We start from the raw sequence: 20,672 nt of genomic DNA on the forward strand, positions 1-20,672 counted from the left end.
CCATGCGAATTCAGCTCATTAACCCAAACACCAGTACAGACATGACCCATGCCATGGCATTGAGTGCTCAATCTGTCGCGCTAGAAACAACTCAAATTATTGCCTGTACGCCTGAGCATGGACCAAAAAGCATCGAATGTGCTTTTGATGAAGTCATTGCTAGCGCCGCTCTTCTTGATCTTATCGAACAAGGCAAACAACAAGGCGTTGATGCTCACATCATTGCTTGTTTTGGCGACCCTGCTTTAGACGCCGCTCGTGAATTAGCTGACGCCCCCGTGATTGGCATTGCTGAAGCAGGTTTTCACATGGCCAGCCTGATTGCCCATCGTTTTGGGGTTGTGACCACGCTATCTCGAACTTTACCAGCGAGTGAGCATTTACTACAAAAGTATGGTCATAAGCATCATTGTAGCGGTGTCAGAGCCACTGACATTCCCGTTTTGGCCTTAGAAAATATTGATCCCGCTGCCTATCTGTTACTTAAAACAGAATGCCTAGCCGCGATAGAACAAGATGGTGCGGAAGCCATCGTCTTGGGCTGTGCTGGCATGTCGAGTTTGGTTGAAAAGTTGTCTGCAGAACTGCCTGTGCCCATCATTGATGGCGTCGTCGCGGCGGTAAAACTGGCAGAATCATTGCATCAGTTAGGACTACAAACCTCTAAAAAAGGTCAATACGGACAGCGTGTTAGCAAAGCCTTTACTGGACGCTATGCTCACTGGAGCCTGTAACTACTCCATAAATACATTACAAACAATGGAACACAGACCATGAAACATTATTTAGAACGCGATTACGCAGGTTATGGACGCCAAGGGCAGCCCAACGTTAACTGGCCAAACAACGCCCGTGTCGCCTTACAGTTTGTTTTAAACTTCGAAGAAGGCGGTGAAAATTGCGTTCTTCATGGCGATGAACACGCCGAGACATTTCTATCGGAAATCTTCGGCGCGCAGCCCTTCAAAGACCGCCACATGAGCATGGAGTCTCTATACGAATATGGCTCTCGCACTGGTGTGTGGCGTATTTTAAATGAGTTTGAGCGACGCGGTTTGCCACTCACTGTTTTTGCCATTGCGACTGCATTACAACGTAATCCAGAAGTGGCCAAAGCTTTTGTGGAAGGCAAACACGAAATTGTTTGCCATGGTTTAAAATGGATTCATTATCAAGAAATGCCAATCGAGCAAGAACGCGAGCACATGCAACAAGCGCTTGCTTTAATCGAAGAAGTCACTGGTGCTAAACCTGTTGGCTGGTATACAGGGCGAGACTCGCCAAATACTCGCGTCTTGGTCGCAGAACATACGCAACTAAAATACGATTCAGACAACTACGGCGACGACCTACCTTATTGGGTAAAAGTCGATACCCCTGATGGTGGTAGCAAACCGCATCTAATCGTGCCTTACACGCTCGACTGCAACGATATGAAGTTTTCTTCGCCTTATGGCTTCAATCACGCAGAAGAATTTTTCCAATACTTAAAAGACAACTTTGATTGTTTATATGAAGAAGGTGCCACCGCACCGAAAATGATGTCCATTGGTATGCATTGCCGAACCCTTGGCAAGCCAAGCAGATTCATGGCACTGAAGAAGTTCTTAGACTACGTACAATCCCACGACAACGTCTGGATTGCTCGCCGTGAAGACATTGCAGATCATTGGATTGCAAATCATCCGCCGCAGAGTTAAATATTAAAACCTATTTAAAAATCTAACCATTTGATTAAAGAGGGAAAAGTAGCGGTTTCCCTCTTTATATCTCTCTCCTAAATTGAAAAGACATTAAAAGAAAGCCCCCAAAAATAAGATTTTTTAATTGATAATAGATATCATTACTTTTATCAATTACATAAATCTATTTTATAAAGGACTCCGTTTAATGTTATCCAAAAAACCTTACACGGCAATTATCCTATTGCCTTTCGCCCTTAGCGCCTCACAAATCACCCTTGCAGACACCGAGTCCGTAAGCCTCGATGAGCTAGTTATCCAAACCAGTCGCTCTAATACCAAAAAAGAAGACAGTCCTCAGGTCATCACTGTTATCACTCGACAACAAATTGAAGAACAACTGTCCATCAGCTCTGACAGCTCGCAAGTGCTTTCTAATCTTCTACCCGCCTATGCACCGAATACGCAAAAATTAAATGATAGCAGCCAATCCTTTCGAGGACGCTCTGTTTTATACATGATAGATGGTGTTCCACAGTCTAATCCACTTCGAGACGGTAGCCGTGCCGCACACACCATTGACCTTGCTATGGTGGAACGCATTGAAGTGATTCATGGTGCAAGCGCAATTCATGGCTTAGGGGCAACCGGCGGCATCATTAACTTCATCACCAAATCAAATCGTTCAAACGAACTAAAACAACATATAGACGTTCAGCTGACAACGCCTACAGATGAATTAAAAAGCGACTCTCTGGCTTATAAAATTGGCTACCAAGTAGAAGGTTCACAAGATAATTTTGATTACCTTGTGGGTTTGACCAACGAAGTACAGGGAATCTATCTTGATGCCGACGGCAACTATGTTGGTTCAGACTCTACTCGTGGCGAAACAATGGATTCAAAAAGCTACGATGCTTTTGTCAAACTTGGTTACTGGCTAACCGATGATAAAAGACTGGAACTTGAAGTTAACAAGTACCGATTAAAAGGACGTATGAACTTTACCGGAGTAAATGGAGACAGAGCAAACGGTGTTCCAACCAGCTCCATCAAAAGCACACCAAGAGGTCTGGCCCCGTACAACGATGTTCAGACCACCAGCCTTTCTTATACCGACAGCGACCTTGATGGTATGGAGTTTAAAGCGCAAGTCTTCCATCAGGATTTTGAAGGGAGATATGGTGTATCAGAGTCACGTAGCTTCCAAGACGCTAGCAATGGCATAACCTTTGACCAAAGCCAAAATCAATCAGAAAAAATCGGCGCGAAATTCAGTCTAACCAAAGATGACCTATTAGATAACAACTTAAGCGTCACTGCAGGCTTAGATTTACTGCAAGACACAACCAGCCAAACGTTAATATTGACCAACCGCACTTATGTTCCAGAAACGGAATACACAAATTATGCTCCATTCGTGCAATTTGAATACCGACCAACTGATCGCTTAGTTCTACAAGCAGGCGCTCGTTATGAACACGCTAAATTAGACGTAGATACTTACCAAACAGTCGCTGCGAATAACAATGTGACCGTTAATGGAGGCACTCCAAGCTTTAGTGATACGGTTTACAACGCTGGTGCTGTTTTTAAGATCACACGCGCTGTTAGTGTATTTGCCAACTACTCACAAGGCTTTGGTATGCCTGATGTAGGACGTGTACTACGCGGTGTTAATAAAGCAGGTCAAGATGTCGATACGCTGATAGACCTATCCCCTATCGTAACCGATAACTATGAAGTCGGCTTTCGTGTAAACCGTCATCCATACGATTTTGAATTAAGCTATTACGAATCTAACTCAGAACTTGGAAGCCGCATTGAGGCCGTTAATGGACTCTATGTTGTAAAACGAGAGAAGAAAGAGATTCAAGGTGCTGAAGCTTCTTTAGGATTCCAGCTCAACAAAGACCATAGACTACAAGCCAGCTATTCTTTCATTCAAGGCAAGTCTGATACTGATGGAGATGGAAAAGTAGACACTAAGCTGACCGGTTCCGATATTTCACCTAATCGCTTGGTAACTTCATGGAATGCTCGTTGGAATGAAAAACTATCATCTTTACTTCAAATTAATCATGCCTTTGACAGGAGCTTCGATGATGACGAGTTAAAGTTTGATGGCTACACCCTGGTCGACGCATCCGTTGGTTACAAACTTCCGGTTGGTAAAATGAGTGTTGCTGTCGCCAACGTATTTAACGAAGACTACTTCACTTACTACTCTCAAAGCTCTGTCAAAACGGACGACCTTTACTTCAAAGGCCGCGGTCGCACCCTGACATTGGCTTATGGTTTAGACTTTTAATTTTCTTGTCGTACCTAACTTTTCTCTTATTTTTTAAGGGGAGAGTTAAGTTTTTTAAAAGGTAAAGGACACGAGCCGCAATACACCGGCGGCTCAGTGGCTTGATAGTAAAAACAGCAGGTACGTCGAACACGAATAGGATTTTCCGATAGTGCAGTTAACTGTTTATCTCGATAAAAAGCCGTTAAAGGATTTTCGTTTAAACCGAATAAATCCGTCGTACTTTTATCAAGCAGATACGCATAATCTGCTTGAGCTTTTGATCTCATTTCCTCAACAACATTTACTAAAATACGTTGTTCGTAGATGCTAAAAACACGTACTGCGACGTTTTCCCAAAGAATGCGCCGAGACACTTTTGTTAAGCGGTAAAATTGCTCGACCAATAAAGTTAAATGCCCCAAAAATACTTTGCTCAAGATCTCATTTCGCCAAGCGTTTCGATCTTCTTTGTCAGAGCCTTTCCAAACAGACACCTCTGTCATTTTTAACGGCATCTTGGATAACCACATTTTATTTTCTAACGGATATTCAAAGACGCTGTTTTCTAGCGAAGCATCAAGACCTTTATCAAAACTCGACATAGCATATAAAACAGGTGCTAGAGTGAGAAATGCCACACGTTTTATCACTAATGATGCAGTCACTTTAAGGTTCGGTGCGCCGAGTTCTGGCATGATGTTGTGCAGCGTTTCCAAGCACAAGTCGTCATCTAATAACTTGCTTGAATCAATCGCAAGCGGCTCATCTTCTTGATATAACTTGAGCCCAAATGCCGCCAATACCTCCCACTCTTCAGCAAGAAGATCATGCTTGTTATCTCGCTCAAACATGCTCAGCTGCCTGAGAGTCGACCTTGCGCCCTTTTCCATAAGGAATACACATTGGCGTACCAAACAGGGGATCGGCACTGATATGGCATTCCATATCAAACACGGCTTTCACCATATCATGGTCTAAAATAGTCTCTGGGGCGCCTTGGCAAAAAACCGTACCGTCTTTAATAGCGATCATGTTATGAGCATAACGAGCTGCAAGGTTCAGATCATGCAACACCATCAAGATGGTCGTATTCTGAGTCGCATTTAGCTCAAACAATAGATCAAGAATCTCTATCTGATGGGTTAAATCCAAATAGGTTGTTGGTTCATCCAATAGCAAAATATCGGTATTCTGTGCCAGCGCCATGGCAATCCAAGCTCGCTGTCTCTGGCCGCCAGATAAAGCATCAATGGAACGATCTGCAAACTCGGTCATATTGGTGTCTTGCAAGGCTTTACGAACTAATCGTTCGTCGTCTTCGGTCCAACTTTGTAGCCAATTTTGATGAGGATAACGACCTTGACGAACCAACTGCTCAACCGTCAAACCTTCTGGGGCGACAGGTCCTTGAGGAAGGATAGCCAGCTTGCGAGCCACGTCCTTTCCAGACAAGGAATGAATATCTGCACCATTCAGGAGAATCTGGCCAGTCGAAGGTTTCAACAATCGGGCAAACGACTTCAGTAAGGTAGATTTACCACAACCATTGCCGCCCACCAGCACTGTAATTTGGTTAGGTTTAATAGCCACATCCAACGACTTAATAATGGTTTTTTTATCATAACCTAAAGACAACGCCACACTTTCTAATGGACTCTGAGCTAATAAATTATCGTCTACTAAAAAATGTTCAGACAAACTCATGATTAAAAAATCCCAATATGGCTAACCGACTCAGAAACGCTGTCGATAAAGTAAATAAATAAAGAATGGTGCACCAATAGCAGACACAAAAACACCAGCGGGAATATCCAAAGGCTGAAACAACAAGCGACCACAAAGGTCTGCCAGCATCACTAGGCAAGCACCGACCAATGCAGAGGTTGGTAGTAAAAGAGCGAAACTCCGCGCAACAAGACGTCTGGCAATGTGTGGTGCGATCAAACCGACAAAGCCCACCGCACCAGCATAAGCAATAGCTGGCGCTGCCATAATCACACTCAAAAATAACAGAGCTAAACGCAAGCGCTGCACAGGTACACCCAGCCCAGTTGCCAGTTGATCACCCAATTCTTGGGTATTCACCCGGCGCGCTAAATAAAACGCCAAGGGCCACGAAATCAACAACCACGGCAACAAGGCTTTCACCTCAACCCAACTCGCGCCATATACGCTGCCTGTTAGCCAGATATACGCGGTAATACTGGTCGAAAGTGGGCTCGCCGCAATAACAAAGGTCGTCACCGCACCCATCGCCGAGGAAATACCTATGCCGACCAATACCAACCGCATCGGCGTTACGCCACTATTCCAAGCGAGCGCATAAATTAACAAAGCCGCCAGCAAAGCACCCGCGATGGCAAAAACAGGCAACCAGATAACCCCCATTGCCGTCGCAAAAAAGGATAAAAAACACACCGCGGCGGCAGAAGCTCCGCCAGTAATGCCAATAATATCTGGTGACGCCAGCGGATTACGTATCATTGATTGCAATACCAACCCAGAAGAAGCCAACGTAGCCCCCACCATGGCCGCCATCAGTACGCGAGGCATACGCAAAGTTTCCACGACAAACTGCGCAGCCTGACCGCCCTTTCCAAGCAGTACCTGAAGCACTTGCGGCAAAGCTATGAACTCTTCGCCTAAACACAGGGAAAGCAAAATAATCGAGAGAAAAAAAACGAGGAGAACAAGCATCGACCACAAAGAACGAACTGGAGTCGAAAAAGAAAATAAACGGTAACGAACGCTGAAAAACTTACTCACGTTTACCTCCTTTACGTGCCAAATAAATAAAGAAGGGCGCACCTAAAATCGCTGTTGTCACACCAATTGGTACCTCTTCTGGCATGATCACAAAACGACTGATCACATCCGCACACAACAACAAAATAGCGCCCCACAAAGCACTTAACGGAATTAGCCATTTATGATCATAACCCACCACTGAACGCACCATATGGGGTACCATCAAACCGATAAAACCGATACTGCCGCCAAGCGCGACCGAACCACCCGCCAAACCAATAATCAGCAAGCTCAACATCACTTTAATCAGCACCGTGTTCTGCCCCAATCCTTTAGCAATGTCGTCACCGGACAACAAAATATTGATCTGCGGTGCCGACAGTATCGCCAACACGATGCCAATAATAAAAGCGGGTGCTAATGGCATCACCATAGACAAATCACGACCAGATACAGAACCAGCCACCCAGAACAAAACACTGTCCAACCCCTCTTGGCCAATCACCAATATGCCTTGAGTAAAAGCCATAAACAGCGCCGAGATCGCCGCACCAGACAGCACGATACGAACCGGAGATAATCCGTCTTTGCCTAAACTGCCCAGCCCATACACTAAGGCCCCAGCCACGCTCGCGCCCAAAAAAGCCAGCCATAAAAACGTATTCAGGGATGTAACGGAAAAGAAAGTCGAGAACAACACAATGGCAAATACAGCGCCCGCATTGACGCCAAAAATAGACGGTGACGCCAGCGGATTACGTGTTAAGGCTTGCATTAAAACACCCGCCACCGCCAACGCTGAGCCAACCAAACAAGCAACAAGAGCACGTGATAAACGCGTGGTACGGATAATAACATGATCAATAGATTGAGGATCAAATGCCCAAAACGCTGTCCAAACCGATTTCGCTGAAATGACATATTGCCCATAGGCAATGCTCCCCAACAAGGACAACATCAGGCATAAAATAGACAGAGCAAGAAGGCTCCATTTAAAAGGGCTACTGTTGTGTAAGCGCATAAATGCTCTATTGATCGGCCTGAGGTAATTGATAGATTTGGTACAACTGATCTAAGATTTTTTCTGCACCCAGAATCCCACCAGACAACAACCAAGCCACATTATCCACTTCATACACTTGCTGGTTTTTAGGTGCTGTTAACATTTTCCATAACGGGTGAGCGCGCCAAGCGTCGTAATTTTGTCTAACGGCAGCATCATTGGAATGCAAAATAACAAAGAACACATCCGCATTCACACTCGGCAAGGCTTCTTTGGTTTTCAACTTCACCCCCCAACCTTTTTCATTTGGCAAAGGGAATTTAAAACCTATCTCCTTCAACACCACGCCTGGAAAACTCTGGTTCAAATACAGACGCAAATGATCAGCACGAATATTTAGAATCGCTGCGGTTAATGGCCAGTTTGCTTCGCGTTGCTTGATAGCATTGTGGAGGGTAGTAATGCGCTGCTGAAAGTCGTCCCAAACCTGTTTTCCTTTAACTTGCTTACCTAATGCCTCAGCCGTTAAATCCAAAATGGTTTTAAAGTCATACACATTTTCAGTCATCACAGTGGGCGCGATCTGCGACAATTGATGGTATATTTTTTCGTGACGAGACTTGGTGCCAATAATCAAATCTGGCTTTAACGCCACTATCGCCTCAAGGTTCGGTTGAGTTTCCAACCCCACATGAGCTACGCCTTTCAAAGCATCTCGCAAATATTCATAGGTTGGCTGCTGCGCCCAAGAATCCACTACACCAACAGGCGTCACGCCTAATGCCACCACAGAATCGGTCGCCCCTTGAAACAAAGTCACCACACGTAAAACTTTTTTGGGGACCTCAGAACTCCCCATCGCATGAACAATCTCTTTATATACATCGTTTTTATGGACACTGTTTTTACTATCGGAAGCCATCGCCTGATTTACAGGTGCTAAAATCAGCAAAATCACTGTCAGCAAAAATGCCCATTTTCTTACTTGGTTTACCAGCATGTTGAGGTGCTTCCTTCAATTGTTCTTTGTTAACAAATAGCGGCGCTGAAAGATACGAACAGCCAAAATCGTTATAGTAACAATTATCATCCTCATAAGCATTAAGCGTGACGTAAAAGACTAATTGAAAGCAATAAAAAAAGCCCGAATCATTCGATTCAGGCTTTTAAGAATTACTAATAAATTCAGCTTTATACATGTCCTTTCATATGGATCAAGCAAGCATTGTCTAAATTTCCATACTCCGTAAAGCCTCGTGGTAAGAAACTAACTAAATCAAGAAACATGTGTGGCTGGGTGCCCAACATAGAAATTTGATAAAACTGACTTTGAAAGGGTATATCTTTAATAACAGCAACTACAGTCATACAAACCTTCACTAAAAAAAATTAAAACTGCCTTGAAGGTAAAATACGAATCCCATTAAAGTTATATTTTTGATCACCTACACGTATTTCCAAACCACTAAGAACAAAAGGAGCAACTTTATCAATCTCTATTTCAAAGACTTTTTGCACTTCTTGTTCAACCACAATTTTAGACTTTGTTGTCTTGGTATAGCTTTCTGACTCAAGAAAGATAGGTGTTTGTAAACGACTTGGTTGATCGATCGTCATAGTCTGGCTATTCATAACCAGTGGGGCAGAATCCGTTGATCTCACACCAATAATCAATGAAATTACCCAAGTTTCTCTTTTGGTAGGCATGAAAGGAACAAAGCTCTTCACTCTCTCGACTCGAGTATAACTACTACTTATAGATATAGTAGATTCATCACACAAGATGGTCATCGCGTTGCTTTTTTCACCTATAATTTGGCAGCTTTTCTCTTCTCCACTTTTTTCAAATGAAACTCGAGTGCCGCAAGCGGCCAATAACAAAGCCATCAAGGCAAGCATTAGTGATTTTTTCATTAGCAATTCCACGGATTAAGGAAGACATCCTCGTCCTTCTTAAAAGTAATGTTTTCAATTGGGTATGCCACCCCGTTTATGACAATCTCTAAACCTTGTAGAGTGAAGGCTTCTTTATAATCACCTGAGGCTTTAATGCTGATGTCGCTAAAATAAAAACTGTCAGGAACAACTGAATGAAAGTATGAAGAATCCGATTCCTTAACCTCTAAAATTTTTGCTTCGTTTCCATCCTGAAGTATTGAGAATTGATCACTAATGACAGAATGAGACTTTTTAGAGCTAGTATGGACAAGTAATGTTTGACTCTCTTTATCAGAGAGCAAAGTAACCTCTACCTTAGTCTCGCCCAAAAAGAATAACAATAACTCCTCAGGTCCAACTCTATTATGACACCATGATGGAACAACCTTAGCCCCAGACTGATCAGAATAAGGCCGATTAAAGTGTTCGTGAGAAGTGCAACCCACCAAAGGTAAGATAGTGAGCCATAAAAAATGTTTTAAATTACTCAGCCGAGCTAATTGCATAATTAATAAATCTAAACATTAGAGGGGATGCATATATCTGTCACGAGCTAAACCTAAAACTATACTGTCCGCGAACTCAATTTAGCCTCAGTTTATAACCCACTATTGAAATCTCTACCATTAGGATAACGAAGCTTGCATCAACCTCTTACTCAGATACAAGTAAGTAGGCGATTGTCACTACTAAACATTTTGCAGGTAATTACTGGCGAGGAAACTGGTCACATAAGGGCAAACTTAACGGCCTCACTATGCTTAGGTGTAAGTCTTAAAACAAGGACATACTTTAAGAAACGGATATTAGATTTAGCCAAACACCACATCATCTGGCAAAGTCACAAAAATCGAGTGTCTGACTTCGTTGAATAATGCCTTACTGCAATGGCCTTCGCCTTCTATGTCTTCTAACAACACAACATCGCCCGCGCCAAATTGGCGGGTTTCACCGGACGATACCATGAACTCGCAACGGCCTTTGATGATGAACAAAAGCTGGCGCTGTGGCGCTGGATGCCATTTGAAGTCGTAGTCGCTTGGCGTTTCACGAAAAATCATATCGCCTACTGGAAAGCGCTCTGACAAAAAGCCAATTGGACCGCCATCGCGGACATCAAGATTTACTTCTCCGAACTGGCTTTTGCCCTGATCATCGTTAAAAATGCGTGTAAAATTCATACATTTATCCTTTAGCTAAAACAAGGGCCAATCCCTTTAAATTTTATTTTCGTAGGGCATCATGAGAAGCGTAATGTGCCATTTTTAATCGTCACATGCATCTTCAACCGTCAGATTACGCCTCGTTCCTCGTCTCATCTGACCTACGAGTTTGCTTCCGTGTATTGTCTGCGTAGGGCATCATAAGCGAAGCGTAATGTGCCATTTTCAATCATCACATGCATCTTCAACCGTCAGATTACGCCTCGTTCCTCGTCTCATCTGACCTACGAGTTTGCTTCCGTGTATTGTCTGCGTAGTCCACATAAGCGAAGCGTAATGTGCCATTTTTAATCGTCACATGCATCTTTAACCGTCAGATTACGCCTCGTTCCTCGTCTCATCTGACCTACGAGTTTGCTTCCGTGTATTGTCTGCGTAGGGCATCATAAGCGAAGCGTAATGTGCCATTTTCAATCATCACATGCATCTTCAACCGTCAGATTACGCCTCGTTCCTCGTCTCATCTGACCTACGAGTTTGCTTCCGTGTATTGTCTGCGTAGTCCACATAAGCGAAGCGTAATGTGCCATTTTTAATCGTCACATGCATCTTTAACCGTCAGATTACGCCTCGTTCCTCGTCTCATCTGACCTACGAGTTTGCTTCGGTGTATTATCTACGTAGGGCATCATAAGCGAAGCGTAATGTGCCATTTTTAATCGTCACATGCATCTTCAACCGTCAGATTACGCCTCGTTCCTCGTCTCATCTGACCTACGAGTTTGCTTCGGTGTATTATTTGCGTAGGGCATAAAGTAAACCGTTAGGCCAAACTCTGTAATGTCTGACTCAACACGGCCAAGGTCACCGCCACATCTGGTGTATCAATCGCTTCCGCTGGGTGATGACTAATACCTTTGTCGCAACGCATAAACAACATGGCCACAGGGCAAATGTCGGCAATCGCCATAGCGTCGTGTCCCGCACCAGAGAATAGAGTATGTACTGGGATATTCTGTGCTTCGATGGCGTTGCGTAGCACGCTTTGCAATTTGTCATCACAATGCACGGCGTTAGCTGCATGGGTCGCTTTGCGTTCAATACGCACATTACGACGTGCAGCAATGGCTTCTAATTCTAGCAATATTTCGTCGAGTGCTATGTCGCGTTTGTCATCGAATTCGCTGCGAATGTCGAGAGAAAATCCCGTGTTACCAGAAATCACATTAACGCCATTGGGACGATTTTGAATACGTCCAACAGTGGCAACAATGCCATGATTTTGAGCGACTCGTTCTACCGCAAGAATCATCTCACTGCTGGCGCAAAGGGCATCTTGGCGTAGATTCATCGGCACAGTACCAGCGTGCCCAGCCATACCGGTAATATTAAATTCAAAGCGTTTTGCCCCAGCGATTGCGCTAACGACACCCACTGGCAAATCCAATTGTTCTAATACTGGTCCTTGTTCAATATGAAGCTCAAGGTAACCAAGCAGATTGTCGGTTTCGATGGCGGCATTAGGAATACTAGCAAAGTCCGAACCAAAGTCTTTTAATGCTTGTGCTAGGCTAATGCCATCACTGTCTTTTAAATCGGCCCAGCTTGTTGGCCATTGACCTGTTAGCGCGCGACTGCCAAGTAATGTAGAGCTAAAACGTGTGCCTTCTTCGTCACCAAATCCCACTACATCAAGATGAAATGGCAAACGGATTCCCGCTTGTTGCATCGCTCCGATCAAGGTCACCGGCGTGATAACGCCCAGCATGCCATCGTATTGACCACCGTTTGGTACAGTATCCAAGTGGCTACCCATGATAAAACGCGGCGCATCTGGGGCTGCGGCTTGCCAGCGTCCCCAAAGGTTACCAGCTTCATCCTGCCACGTTTGCATACCTGCGTCTTGCATCCAGCCGCCCACCAATCCATTGGCTTGTTTGTGTTCTTTGGTGAGATAGCGACGATCTAGGCAATCATCGCTTTGACTGATTTTGCCAAGTTCATCACAGCGGTACATCACCAACTGAGCGAGTTTGTTGCAATCAATCTTTACATCACCAATCATTAGACTTCCCCACTATAAACGGCCATGGCCGCATCGACGGCAGCACCTGCTGGTAAAGCAAATCCAGCGCGTCGAAGCACAGTTTCAAGCGACTGCAAGGTGTGCAGTACCGCGTCTTGACGAGCGTTATAACCCATGGTGCCGATGCGCCAAACCTTGCCTTTTAATGGACCAAAGCTGGTGCCTATTTCGATGTTAAAGATGGTCAATAAATCATGGCGAATTTTTTCGCCATCGACGTTATCAGGAATATGCACGCCCACTACGTTGGTCATCTTGTGTTTCAAGTTACCAAATGGCTTTAAGCCCATGGCTAGAACGCCTTGTAGCATGGCATCGCCTGCTAACTGATGGCGCTGAATTACCGCATCTTGGCCTTCGTTAAGTAGCTGAATCGCACATTCACGAGAACCGAACAACATGGTTGCGGCTTCCGTATGATGGTTCAAACGCTCGTCACCCCAATAATCCATGATCATTGGCAAATCAAAATAGTTAGAGCGAATACGCATGCCAGATGAGCCTTGATGATGCGCATCGCGAATGCCCGCTTCTACATGAGCACGTTTGCGTACACAAGACACAAAGCGATCACTCAATGTGATCGGAGCACTGCCAGATGGCCCACCCAAACACTTTTGCAAACCAACAGACACCGCATCGATTTTCCATGCGTCCACTTCCAACGGGTTGCCACCAATCGATGCCGTCGCATCGGTGTAAAACAACACATCGTGAGCACGACAAATCTCGCCTAGCTCTTCTAATGGTTGGAACATAGTGGTCGAAGTATCGCCCTGTACAATCGCCAATAGTTTTGGCTGTACTTTTTTGATCGCGTCTTCAATTTGCTGCGGATCAAAGACTTCACCCCAAGGCACTTCGATAGTATGAACTTCGGCATCGGCGCGCTCAGCAATCTCAGCCAACAAATGACCAAAGCGACCAAAGATAGGAATCAGCACTTTATCGCCTGGTTCTAAGCAAGACACCAAAGCCGCTTCAATCCCAGCGCGAGAAGTACCATCAATCAAAAAGGTTTGCTGGTTTTTGGTATTAAAAACTCGGCGATACAATTCCATGACTTCGTTCATGTAACTGGTCATGGTTGGATCGTATTGGCCCACTAACTGAGTCGACATAGCCGACAACACGCGTGGATAGCAGTTAATCGGGCCGGGGCCCATTAATAATCTTGGAGGTAATGAAAGTGGCTGCATAATAATCTCCTAACCTAAAACCTGATAAAGCATCTTGATGCCAGTGAATATCAACACAACAGCGAAGACTTTCTTCAACTTAGAAGCATCTAAACGATGAGCTAATCCCGCGCCAACAGGTGCAAACAAAACCGTCAATGGAATGATGCAAATAACGCCAATTAGGTTAACTAAGCCCACTGTGCCATAAGGTGCATCAACAGGACTTTGACCAAAAATCAGCATAGTTAATGCCGCTGGCAATGAAATGATCAAGCCAACCGCTGCGGCCGTACCAACAGCACGATGCGCTGGGTAGTTACAAAAAGTCAGAGTCGGGACGGTCAATGTGCCGCCGCCGATGCCAACCATTGAGCTAAAAAAGCCTATACACGTCGCCATGACACTTTGACCCGCATTGCCCGGTAAGGATTTGAACACGCCGTCTTTTTTGCCAAGCAACATATTCAATGCTGATAAAGTAGCAATAATACCGAACAGCAAAGATAACCATTGGCCATCAACACGTGTAACAACGAAACTACCGACCATCACACCTAAGAAGATGAAAAAGCCCCAACGTTTTAGCAAGTCGAAATCAACATTGCCCTTGGCATTATGGGAACGGATCGAGCTAATGGAAGTAGGAATAATGGTTGCCAATGAGGTCGCTGTGGCAACTAACATGGCAGAATCCGCACTAACGCCCATACCTTGGTACAAGAAATACAACACAGGCACGATAACAATACCGCCGCCGACACCTAACAAACCGGCTAAAATCCCACCCACCACACCAGTGGCCATCATGGCGAGAATCATGGAATAGTTTTCCATTATGAATGACATTTTTCTGTTTTCTCCTAAGTGAGATGATTACTAACTAAAGTGTTACTAAATCTGACTGTTTCTAAATATCAGTGCTATCGATGGCCAAGCCATCACTTCTTGGGTCCGTTGCAGCTTCGGTATGACCTTCCGGATGAAGCACAACCGCGCCAGCGTGACCCATTAATTCATTACATGAATCGACGATAACCAAATCGTGACCGCGCTTAACCAGCTCATCGGCGACTATATCGGCAAAGTCTCGTTCGATTTTCAGATTATGGCTAACGTCACCCCAAGTCCGACCAAGTAACCAACGACCTTCGCTGATGGCTTGATCTAACGGCATTTGATGATAAACATAACGACTAAACAAGGCTGCTTGAGTCTGTGGCTGGCCTTCGCCACCCATGGTGCCGTAACTCATACGACGACCATCGTTTAATTCGGCAAAAGCAGGATTCAGTGTATGAAAAGGTTTGAGGTTCGGCCCAAGCTCTTGCAGAGAACCTTTTTCCAACGAAAACGAAGAACCACGGTTGTTCCACACAATACCAGTGGAAGGACTGACTACGCCGCAGCCAAATTCCCAATACAAACTCTGAATATAGCTAACCATTCGACCTTCACTATCACAAGCGCCCATCCAAATGGTGTCGCCATGTTTGGCTTGATGTGGCCAAGGTTGCGCTCGCTCTAAGGCGATTTCGTGACACATTTTTTCTAGCTGTTCTTCATCCAATAAAGACGATAAATCCATTGCTAGACGAGATTCGTCAGTCACAAATTGGTTACGAGCGATAAAGGCTTGTTTGGTACATTCAATCAGTAAATGCGACATGTCTGTGACCGTTTTGCCTTGCGTATAAAGCTTGTCATACAAGGCCAAAATCAATAAAGACGCGATGCCTTGTGTCGGCGCAGGCAGATTATAAAGAGAGCCGACGCTGGTTTTGACCTGCAAAGGTTCTACGCGTTTTGCCTGATAAGAATGAAAATCCGCTAAGCGAATCGGCGAGCCTGCGCTGGCTAAATCTTTCGCCAAACGTGTGGCAATATCACCATGATAAAAATCGTCTAAGCCTTTTTCAGCAAGTTGTTCTAGCGTTCTTGCCAGTACTGGCAAGGCCAACATATCGCCTTGTTCGTAAATGCTACCAGCGTTCAAAAATGCCTCAGAAAAACCCTGAACACCAACTAAGTCAGCAAAGGTTTTCTTGCTTGCATCGACGTAGGTTTTTGTCACGTCACTGCCGTTTTTCGCTAATTGAATGGCATCATCAAGCAAGGTCGATAACGGCAATTTTTGTGCATTGGAGGCGGCTTGCCAAGCTTGGCTCACTACCAAGGCTTCTTGCCAACCTGCAACAGCTCCCGCCATCGTCAATGCGGCTTTGCCACCTCGTGCTGGAATGCTGTCGTGGCCTTTATAAAAATCCAGTGTCGCCAGTTGCGCCGCTTTACCAGAAGCATCAATGCCAATTGGTTCTTTACCCGGCTCACTAATCAACCAAAAACCATCGCCACCCAAACCATTCATGTGTGGATAAACCACCGCAATCGTCGCGGCAGCAGCAACCATGGCTTCTATTGCTGTACCACCTTGCTCAAGAATTTTTCGCCCTGTTTCTGTAGCTTTGAAATGCGGCGCGGTAAAAGCAATGTCGTTCTTTTTTATGTTATTCGTGTGTGAGTCATTATTGGGATTCAAAGTACTCATGACGCCGACTCCATTAAGTGTTTTGCGAATTCAATCAGCGCTAAATCTGTGCCTTTTGAACCCACTAAGGACAAGCCACATGGTGCGCCATTTAAGGTACAAACCGGTAAATGCAATTGCGGAAGACCGGCTAATCCTGCAATGGCAGTAATATCCATTAATTGATTACGATAAGCGGCAAGCTCGTCGTCGGCCACATCAAATAAAGGTGCTAAACCGGGGGTGGTCGGAATGATAAGAACTGATCCTTCGATTTCGTTTTCTAGCCAATCCGTAAAGCGCTGTCTTTGCTGTTTTGCCGCAGCAACATCGGCTTCAGAAATAGTTTGGCTCCATTCGAAACGCGACTGTATATCTGGTGCAAAAACGGAGGAGGTGTCAACACCAGCTAGGCCTTTAAGATCATTAATCCACTTGCCATGTTCATGCCAAATTTCCGCACCTTGCAAAGTTCGAAATGTCTCGCTGGTTTTCCACGCTTTGGTGTCAATAACGATAGAGGATTCTTTAGGAAAACGCTTTTGTTCACGCCACGTTTTCAGCTGTGTTTTTAGCTCTTTTACGTGGGCAACTTGATCAATTAAATTATTGGTAATCAATACGTTACTAAATTCTTTAGGGAGCTTACTCTTCAGCAGAACACGGGCTGTTTTTTCTAGTGTGGCTAAGTCTCTCGTGAGCCAACCAACCGTATCGAAAGAGGGTGCAAGGGCAACCATGTTATCGGACGGAATCACGCCATGCGTCGGACGTAATCCAAACAAACCATTGTAACTGGCTGGCACTCGAATCGAGCCGCCCGTATCTGTGCCTAAACCTATATCGGCAAGATCAGATGACACAGCCACCGCCGAACCCGATGACGACCCGCCTGGGAGACGATTTGGTGTCACCGGATTTGAGGGTGTTCCGTAATGAATATTTTGCCCATTGAGACTGTAAGCCAACTCATCAGTAATGGTTTTACCGCAAAAAATTGCCCCGGCATCAAGCAAAGTAGCAACACTAGAAGACGTTTTTGTCGGAATCGGATGAGTAGCAAGCCAAGTTGGATTGCCTGCGGAAGTTGGCAGTCCTGCCATATGAAACAAGTCTTTCACCGCCAAACGTAAACCACTCAGTGGCAAAGTAGGATTAGCTGATGAGCTATCATTCCCAGCCGTTTCGCTCGATGTTGAATCCAATGTAAGCTCTTTAGAGTGTATAAAAGGATTTTGTGCCATGAAATGTTTCATATGTCCTCCGCTTGATTAGCACATATGAAACAATCGTTTCACCAAACTGTCAACTGAAACGAAAAATAAATCTCTTTTTTCTGCCGACCTGTCGCAAACAGTGTGGGTGTATTTAACAAAGCATTGTCGAGCACAGTAGTCGTAACCGTTAAGGTTCTAACTCATCCAAATCTTCATACAACGCCGAAATCGCCTGCGTCTGACGACTAGCTGCATCTCCCAAAAAGCCAAACACGCGGTTGCACAGCATGGAGATCAAACTCATTGGTGCGGCGTAGCTGTCAAAAGGACTTTCATTGCCAAGATGACACACCAACACATGAGACACTTGCTGGTTATAGACTTGCCCAGTTGGGTCGGTAATCAAGACGGTGGTTCGACCTTCTAGTGCTTCCACGATTTTTTTGAACTGGCGGGTACGGCGTCTAAAGCCGAGCAAGACAATCACTTCATCGTCAAGAATGTCGTGTAGATCTTCACCTAGAGTTTGCCCTGGTTGTGGTAATAAGCGCACAGAATGACGCACTTGTTGCAGCTGCTGGCGGAAATGCAACGCCAGTGGATAAGCATTACGAAAACCTATCAAGGTCACTCGGCTTGCTTTGGCTAGGCGCTCACTAATCTCGTTAAGGATTTCAGGTCGCAAACCTTCAAAGGTAAGCGATAGGTTTTTTAGCTCTTGCGCGGTTTGATCCAAAGACGAGCCTTGGATGAAGATCGGTACGCCGCTTTCACGTAATGCTAATTGCGCTTGTTTGGCACCTTGTTGCGAATCATAACCAAGCTGACGAAAGAAACGACTCACCGTCGCTTTTGACGTGTTAGTGTTTTCGGCAATCTCAGCTGATGTTTGACTTACAATCGCCAAGGGATTTTGTTGTAAATAGTTCGCTATGGATCGCGCTGAAGGAGACAGGGTTGGGTAAGTCTGCTCGATCAGGGATAGCACATCCTGCTTTGTAGCCACGTGTTAACCTCAATTCGGGGATATTTTGCTCTACGGTAATTGATTATCGTTGAACTGCCAACTTAGATTATCGCTTTGATGCCTCGTAGTACGCTTTCATCAGAAAAACAGATCAAATCAGACAAAAAAGAGCGCACCAAAATATCAACTTCGCCCTACATTGGCGCACAAAGCAAGGGTAAAGCTCCCTATTTCATCACAAAGTCTTTTCATTGCCGTACTGAGTAACTGGGGGTTTAAGTCTTATTTGCAGTGATTTGTTACACAAATCAATAGTTAAGAAACTTTTGTTTCATGTTGGCATGGGTGTTGCAAATTGTGTTTCAGGCATTCACAAAACGAAATAGGACCCCCAACCATGAAAAGATTGACCAAACTACTAGGCAAAACATTAATCATTGCAGCAGGCTTTAGCGCATTAAGCGCAAGCGCAGACGTGTTGCAGGATATAAAAGACCGTAAACTTATTCGCATTGCCGTTCCTCAAGACTTCCCTCCATTTGGATCCGTTGGTACCGATTTGAAACCTCAAGGCATCGATGTGGACATGGCAAATTACATCGCTAAAGAAATGGGCGTGAAAATCGAAATCGTTCCAGTGACTAGTGCAAACCGTATTCCTTATCTACAAACCAAAAAAGTCGACCTAGTCATTTCTAGTCTTGGTAAAAACCCAGAACGTGAAAAAGCCATCGACTTCTCTACACCGTACGCACCTTTCTTCTTAGGCGTCTTTGGTTCTGAAGATGTTGCCGTTACACAAATCAGCCAGCTAGCAGACAAAACCGTTGGTGTTACTCGTGGTTCGGTAGAAGATTTAGAGCTTGAAAAAAACGCACCTAAATCTGTCAACGTACGTCGCTTTGAAGACAACAACACCACGCTAACCGCTTACCTATCTGGTCAAGTGAACTTAATCGCTACCGGTAATTTGGTTGCCGCTGAAATTGCTAAACGTCAGCCACAACGTGCACCAGAAAGTAAATTCATGCTGAAAGACTCCCCTTGCTACATCGGCATGGCAAAAGGCGAAACAGCACTACAAGCCAAAGTAAACGAGCTGATCAAAGGCGCGTTGGCATCTGGTGAACTAAACGACATTTCAATGAAATGGTTAAAAGCACCACTACCTAAAGGCTTCGGCGCATAAGGCTTTCGTTATGTTGTATTTCTCTGATCTATTGCAATACAGCGACGTATTCCTCAGTGGTTTAAAAACCACTGTTGAACTCACTGTACTGACAACGATCTTGGGAGTGGTATTGGGTACGGTCTGCGCGACCGTACGCCAATATGGCAACCGAGCAGGTCAACGAGTTGTCAGTGTGTACGTGGAACTTATCCGTAACACGCCGTTTATTGTTCAGCTCTTTTTTATCTTCTTTGGTCTACCTGCGATTGGCATGATGTTGTCGCCATGGGAAGCCAGCATGATCGCACTGACTATTAACCTTGGCGCATACAGCACAGAAATCATTCGTGCCGGTCTTGCCAGCATTTCAAAAGGTCAAATAGAAGCGGCAAAAGTGCTGGGATTGAACTTTCGCCAAACACTGACGCGCGTAATCTTTATTCCGGCATTTGAAAAGATATACCCAGCACTTACCAGCCAATGCATTATCGTCATGCTGGGTTCTGCGGTTATTTCTCAGATTTCGGTGCAAGACTTAACCTACGCAGCCAACCTTGTGCAATCACGTAACTTCCGTGCTTTTGAAAGCTACTTCGTTACCGCCTTGATGTACCTTGGTTTGTCTATTCTGCTGAGATTTGCTTTCAACGCTTTAGGAAAACGCCTATTTGCTTATCGAACGTCTAATTAAAAGGCATT

The 20,672-nt window shown here is 44.8% G+C and carries 19 protein-coding genes; 5 read left to right on the top strand and 14 right to left on the bottom strand.

Features of this window, described 5'->3' with window-relative positions; genetic code table 11:
• Positions 1–2: 2 nt before the first annotated feature.
• From TY87_RS04070 to TY87_RS04080, 3 genes are all read left to right on the top strand, one after another.
• A complete protein-coding gene (locus tag TY87_RS04070; protein WP_100186073.1) occupies positions 3–734 on the top strand; it encodes an aspartate/glutamate racemase family protein in 732 nt (243 codons plus the stop codon).
• 39 nt (positions 735–773) lie between these two features.
• A complete protein-coding gene (gene puuE / locus TY87_RS04075) occupies positions 774–1,700 on the top strand; it encodes an allantoinase PuuE (RefSeq protein ID WP_100186074.1) in 927 nt (308 codons plus the stop codon).
• Positions 1,701–1,890: 190 nt separating this feature from the next.
• Entirely contained in the window at positions 1,891–3,993 is a 2,103-nt protein-coding gene (locus tag TY87_RS04080) for a TonB-dependent receptor (protein ID WP_100186075.1), read from the top strand.
• Between the two features lie 26 nt (positions 3,994–4,019).
• Here TY87_RS04080 and TY87_RS04085 read toward each other — a convergent pair whose 3' ends face one another.
• The 14 genes from TY87_RS04085 to TY87_RS04150 all read right to left on the bottom strand — a co-directional run bounded on the left by TY87_RS04085 (position 4,020) and on the right by TY87_RS04150 (position 18,841).
• Positions 4,020–4,826 carry an IucA/IucC family C-terminal-domain containing protein gene (locus TY87_RS04085; RefSeq protein WP_100186076.1) on the bottom strand — a complete coding sequence of 269 codons (807 nt, stop codon included), beginning with the start codon at positions 4,824–4,826 and terminating at the stop codon, positions 4,020–4,022.
• Positions 4,819–5,679, bottom strand: a complete 861-nt coding sequence (locus TY87_RS04090) for an ABC transporter ATP-binding protein (RefSeq protein WP_100186077.1) — start codon at positions 5,677–5,679, stop codon at positions 4,819–4,821. Before TY87_RS04090 ends, TY87_RS04085 begins: the two co-directional genes overlap by 8 nt.
• A gap of 30 nt (positions 5,680–5,709) precedes the next feature.
• Positions 5,710–6,741, bottom strand: a complete 1,032-nt coding sequence (locus tag TY87_RS04095) for a FecCD family ABC transporter permease (protein WP_100186078.1) — start codon at positions 6,739–6,741, stop codon at positions 5,710–5,712.
• A complete protein-coding gene (locus TY87_RS04100; protein WP_100186079.1) occupies positions 6,734–7,744 on the bottom strand; it encodes a FecCD family ABC transporter permease in 1,011 nt (336 codons plus the stop codon). The genes TY87_RS04095 and TY87_RS04100 overlap by 8 nt, the downstream gene beginning before the upstream one ends.
• 7 nt (positions 7,745–7,751) lie before the next feature.
• The gene (locus tag TY87_RS04105; RefSeq protein ID WP_100186080.1) at positions 7,752–8,726 is read right to left on the bottom strand and encodes an ABC transporter substrate-binding protein; all 975 of its coding nucleotides are present in this window, start codon (positions 8,724–8,726) and stop codon (positions 7,752–7,754) included.
• 389 nt (positions 8,727–9,115) lie between these two features.
• On the bottom strand, positions 9,116–9,640 hold the full coding sequence (locus tag TY87_RS04110; protein ID WP_072838779.1) for a hypothetical protein: 525 nt from the start codon (positions 9,638–9,640) through the stop codon (positions 9,116–9,118).
• A complete protein-coding gene (locus tag TY87_RS04115) occupies positions 9,640–10,170 on the bottom strand; it encodes a hypothetical protein (protein WP_100186081.1) in 531 nt (176 codons plus the stop codon). Before TY87_RS04115 ends, TY87_RS04110 begins: the two co-directional genes overlap by 1 nt.
• 306 nt (positions 10,171–10,476) lie before the next feature.
• Complete coding sequence (locus TY87_RS04120) at positions 10,477–10,845, bottom strand: cupin domain-containing protein (RefSeq protein WP_100186082.1); 369 nt, start codon at positions 10,843–10,845, stop codon at positions 10,477–10,479.
• A gap of 805 nt (positions 10,846–11,650) precedes the next feature.
• Complete coding sequence (locus TY87_RS04125) at positions 11,651–12,892, bottom strand: allantoate amidohydrolase (RefSeq protein ID WP_100186083.1); 1,242 nt, start codon at positions 12,890–12,892, stop codon at positions 11,651–11,653.
• The gene (locus TY87_RS04130; RefSeq protein WP_100186084.1) at positions 12,892–14,112 is read right to left on the bottom strand and encodes a pyridoxal-phosphate-dependent aminotransferase family protein; all 1,221 of its coding nucleotides are present in this window, start codon (positions 14,110–14,112) and stop codon (positions 12,892–12,894) included. The genes TY87_RS04125 and TY87_RS04130 overlap by 1 nt, the downstream gene beginning before the upstream one ends.
• A gap of 9 nt (positions 14,113–14,121) precedes the next feature.
• Positions 14,122–14,940 carry a sulfite exporter TauE/SafE family protein gene (locus TY87_RS04135; RefSeq protein ID WP_072838774.1) on the bottom strand — a complete coding sequence of 273 codons (819 nt, stop codon included), beginning with the start codon at positions 14,938–14,940 and terminating at the stop codon, positions 14,122–14,124.
• A gap of 61 nt (positions 14,941–15,001) precedes the next feature.
• The gene (locus tag TY87_RS04140; RefSeq protein WP_100186085.1) at positions 15,002–16,639 is read right to left on the bottom strand and encodes a gamma-glutamyltransferase family protein; all 1,638 of its coding nucleotides are present in this window, start codon (positions 16,637–16,639) and stop codon (positions 15,002–15,004) included.
• Positions 16,636–17,874: an amidase gene (locus TY87_RS04145; RefSeq protein WP_100186086.1), complete on the bottom strand. Its 1,239-nt coding sequence runs from the start codon at positions 17,872–17,874 to the stop codon at positions 16,636–16,638. Before TY87_RS04145 ends, TY87_RS04140 begins: the two co-directional genes overlap by 4 nt.
• 148 nt (positions 17,875–18,022) lie before the next feature.
• Entirely contained in the window at positions 18,023–18,841 is an 819-nt protein-coding gene (locus TY87_RS04150) for a MurR/RpiR family transcriptional regulator (RefSeq protein WP_100186087.1), read from the bottom strand.
• 358 nt (positions 18,842–19,199) lie between these two features.
• On the opposite strand from TY87_RS04150, the gene TY87_RS04155 reads away from it, so the two are divergent.
• Both TY87_RS04155 and TY87_RS04160 read left to right on the top strand, forming a co-directional pair.
• A complete protein-coding gene (locus TY87_RS04155; protein ID WP_100186088.1) occupies positions 19,200–19,991 on the top strand; it encodes a transporter substrate-binding domain-containing protein in 792 nt (263 codons plus the stop codon).
• A 10-nt stretch (positions 19,992–20,001) separates the two neighbouring features.
• A complete protein-coding gene (locus TY87_RS04160) occupies positions 20,002–20,664 on the top strand; it encodes an amino acid ABC transporter permease (protein ID WP_100186089.1) in 663 nt (220 codons plus the stop codon).
• The last annotated feature ends 8 nt before the right edge of the window (positions 20,665–20,672 follow it).

It is taken from the genome of Marinomonas sp. BSi20584, from assembly GCF_002792415.1.
Classification (GTDB): Bacteria; Pseudomonadota; Gammaproteobacteria; order Pseudomonadales; family Marinomonadaceae; genus Marinomonas; species Marinomonas polaris.